The sequence below is a fragment of the Companilactobacillus crustorum JCM 15951 genome, from assembly GCF_001434585.1.
Taxonomy (GTDB): Bacteria; Bacillota; Bacilli; order Lactobacillales; family Lactobacillaceae; genus Companilactobacillus; species Companilactobacillus crustorum.
Map to the genome: position 1 here is coordinate 1 of NZ_AZDB01000070.1, position 3,545 is coordinate 3,545.

The window sequence follows — 3,545 nt, forward strand, 5'->3', positions numbered from 1 at the left end:
AAAATGTCTAACTTTTTTATTGCACTTCACAATCATCTTGGTCCTTTTTGTATATGCAAAATTATCCCTTTTTAAATAGCAAATCAAATTTAGTACCTTTAGGTTTATTATCACTAATTGTTATAGTAATTTTATTTAAATCTGCCAAACGCTTAACGATTGCCAAACCTAATCCAGTCCCTGGTATATTTTGATTTCTAGCCTTATCGACGCGATAAAAACGTTCAAAAACTTTATTTTTTTCTTCATCAGAGATGCCAACACCCCCGTCAGCAATTTCAAGATGAACTTCCTGGTTTGCTTGAAAAAGTTTTATCGTAATTGCTTCTTCTGGAGAAGAATATTTACTGGCATTATTCAACAACGCTAAAATTATCTGTTCCAAGCTATCGCTATTAACCAGTGCCCAAACATCACTAGATAATTTCAAGATTATTTTTTGTGAAATACTATCTCGATACCCTTCAATAAATTCTTGTATTACTTGAGTCATATTAATCTTAGTAACTGAAATAGTACTTTTGTCCAAACGCGATAAATTCAACAAACTTTCTACTAATCTTTGCATACGAAGTGATTCGCTATCAATAAATCCTAGCGATCGATCAATTATTTCTGGATGAGTTTTGCCATGACGCTGGATAAACTGAACATGGCCTCGAATGGCTGTAATCGGTGTTCGTAATTCATGCGAGGCGTCAGAAACAAATTGTTGATTTAATTTAACTCGTTCATCCAGCTGCCGTAACAAACGATTTATTTCCTTAGTTAATTCTTGTACTTCTTGAGGATTTTTAGGTACCGGAAATTGGGTATCTTCCGGCAAAGGCTGACTCTGATTAATAATCTGAGCTGATTTAGTTAAATTTAACAGTGGCTTATTCAATTTTTTTGCCAACACCGAAATTAACCAAGTTCCAATTAAAAAACTAACTAGCATAACAAGAATAATTGTATAAAAAATCAATCTAAATAAATGGGTAACGCTGTGAAAGCCAACCCAAATTTCATAATGAATACCCTTGTTAGTTTTATAAAGATGATAATACGGATGCCAAAAATCCCGTATCTCAATTGTATTTAATAAGGGAACATGCCGTTGTTTTTTAGTTAAATAATCTTTTGTATTTTTAGAATAAAAAGTATGCCGCTCATTATTTCTATCATAATAAACTTTCACATAAGTGTCCTGAGTATCAATATTGCTATTGGCGCGCCAATGTTCCCAGTCTAAACGATCATCAATAAAGGAACTTTGTAAACTGTTCATCAAACCATTGGCATCGTTTATTTTGGAAACGGCTAATTGATAGCCAACCACACCTGTTAGGGATAATCCCATTACGACGGTTATAAAAGCTAAAACAAACGAATAATACCAAGTAATTTGCGTAGCGCTCGATCTACCCTTGGTTATCTTCATAATGATCATCCCTCAATATATAACCGACACCACGTACTGTTTGAATAAGTGAATTATTAATATCTTTATCTATTTTGTGACGCAGATAACGTATATAAACATCCACAATGTTTGTTTGGCCTTCAAAGTCGATTCCCCAAACCTTATCTAATAATTCATCACGTGTCATAGTGGAATTAATATTCTTTAATAGAGTAAGTAATAATTCATATTCACGCTGTGTTAATTGAATAACTGTTTTTCCACGAGTAACCTGTCTGGACTTAGTATCTAAAGTTAAATCTTCAAGTTGGTAACGTACTGGTACACTTTGAGAGTTCTTTTTATGACGTAAAACAACTCTAATACGGGCTAATAATTCTTCAATTTCAAAAGGTTTCGTAATATAGTCGTCAGCTCCACTATCCAAACCAGCTACTTTATCGCCAACGTAATCTCGTGCCGTCAGCATAATCACAGGAAGATTCGTTTGTCGGCGTATTCGGCGTAAAACCTCTAATCCATCCAACTTAGGAAGCATCCAATCTAAGATGACTAAATCTATTTGAGATATATTCTTTTGAAATATATTCCAACCGCTTTCGCCATCTAAAGCTGTTAAAACATGATAATTTTCAAATCCCAATTCTGGTTCCAGATAAGAAACTAGACTTTCTTCATCTTCAACCAACAAAATCATTGTCATGGTAACACCTATCCTAACTTTTCCAAGAAGCTTTTATTGCTTACATTATAGTTTAAATTAACTTTCTATAAAAAAATTACGATTTTAATTTGCTGATTACCTGACTAGCCAGATCATAATATCTTAGATACAATACCTCAGAAAAGTTCCACCACCCTATGGCCAAAAAAATACTTCCCACAGCATCGGAAGGATAATGCGAACGCAGACATATTCTAGAAATTATCACTATTAATAACCAGAGACCAGAGATATTTTTTAGTAAAAAAATATTCTCATAACTTTTTAAACGCGGTACAACAATCTTTACTATCAGCATTACCAAAATCATTGTTCCAAACACATGACCACTGGGAAAACTGTACCCGGTATCGCCACCAATAATGTTTGAAGGTCGAGGTCTTTGGACTGTTTCTTTAATAATGAATGCTAAAGCATCACCACCTAAAATTGTAAAAGCTATCCAAAGCGATGTTACTGATTCTTTCTTGATTAAAAAATAAATTATTAAAACCACGCTTAATAACAAAACTATCATGGGACTGCCAAAGAACGTTATAAATTCAAAAAATTTAGCCATACTGGAATCTCCAGCAATTGTTGTTATTCTTTGTAACATGCTATCTAAATTAATTAACCATTTAGCACGCATTCCTACTGCAATTAACAGAAAAGTAAAAGCTAATAACCAGCTGAAACTTTTAATACCTTGATTTTTATCATTCGAAAATAGCATTTAATATACCTCCTTACAAAGATTCCTTTATTATCGTAATTTTAGATAGCTTATCGGAAGACTGCCACATATAAAAAATGAAACTTTTCTGAGAATTTTTCAGAATCAATTCAATAAGCAAAAAAAAGAAAAAAATATAATGTTTTTTAAGCATATTATTTGTATCGTATTCTAATATGCTTTATAGTTATAAGTGTAATAAATGATTTTGTACAAATTAGTTTTGTACAAACTAGTTTTGAATTTGAAAGGAAGTTTCCTATGAAAATAAATATTAAACCAGAAGCTTTAAGTTACTTAGCAAATAAGATTCCTGCGGGCAGTCGTGTTATTTTGACTACTGATGACGGATCAAACAAATATTCTAGTCTTGGCGGAAGCTGTGCCATTGGTGATAAGTTTCAATTAGTTATTTTAAAAGAAGCTGATCCTAAGTACTCTATTCCTTTAGAAAATAATGCTAATTATGAGATGAGTACTTCACCTGACGATGAAGACTTTCTAAGCAATGGTCTTAATATTGATTTCATTCACAATACCCTTGCCCTTAAAGACAACAGCGGTATTCTTGATGGTGCTTTAACAGTAGTTGACTGGAGAAACGTTGACCCTGAGACAGCTGCCGAACGACGTGAAAAAATGCTTAGTTTAGGCGATAAAATTTGTTAGGAATTTAGGCTGTACGATAAATAGAGTTGATA

General features: G+C 32.8%; 4 protein-coding genes. 1 reads left to right on the forward strand and 3 read right to left on the reverse strand.

All coding sequences use genetic code 11. The features are described from left to right. Positions 1-61: 61 nt before the first annotated feature. From FD26_RS10605 to FD26_RS10615, 3 genes are all read right to left on the reverse strand, one after another. Positions 62-1,423 carry a sensor histidine kinase gene (locus FD26_RS10605; protein WP_057868392.1) on the reverse strand — a complete coding sequence of 454 codons (1,362 nt, stop codon included), beginning with the start codon at positions 1,421-1,423 and terminating at the stop codon, positions 62-64. Next, the gene (locus FD26_RS10610) at positions 1,404-2,108 is read right to left on the reverse strand and encodes a response regulator transcription factor (protein ID WP_057868393.1); all 705 of its coding nucleotides are present in this window, start codon (positions 2,106-2,108) and stop codon (positions 1,404-1,406) included. The genes FD26_RS10605 and FD26_RS10610 overlap by 20 nt, the downstream gene beginning before the upstream one ends. Before the next feature lie 76 nt (positions 2,109-2,184). Next, positions 2,185-2,844, reverse strand: a complete 660-nt coding sequence (locus FD26_RS10615) for a phosphatase PAP2 family protein (RefSeq protein WP_057868394.1) — start codon at positions 2,842-2,844, stop codon at positions 2,185-2,187. A 261-nt stretch (positions 2,845-3,105) separates the two neighbouring features. Between FD26_RS10615 and FD26_RS10620 the strand changes: the two genes are divergently transcribed. Next, on the forward strand, positions 3,106-3,513 hold the full coding sequence (locus FD26_RS10620) for an iron-sulfur cluster biosynthesis family protein (RefSeq protein WP_057868395.1): 408 nt from the start codon (positions 3,106-3,108) through the stop codon (positions 3,511-3,513). The last annotated feature ends 32 nt before the right edge of the window (positions 3,514-3,545 follow it).

Bases quoted from the DNA above. Each gene is read 5' to 3' on its own strand.
- FD26_RS10615 (WP_057868394.1), bottom strand. From the start codon at position 2,844: ATGCTATTTTCGAATGATAAAAATCAAGGTATTAAAAGTTTCAGCTGG.
- FD26_RS10605 (WP_057868392.1), bottom strand. From the start codon at position 1,423: ATGAAGATAACCAAGGGTAGATCGAGCGCTACGCAAATTACTTGGTAT.
- FD26_RS10620 (WP_057868395.1), top strand. From the start codon at position 3,106: ATGAAAATAAATATTAAACCAGAAGCTTTAAGTTACTTAGCAAATAAG.
- FD26_RS10610 (WP_057868393.1), bottom strand. From the start codon at position 2,108: ATGACAATGATTTTGTTGGTTGAAGATGAAGAAAGTCTAGTTTCTTAT.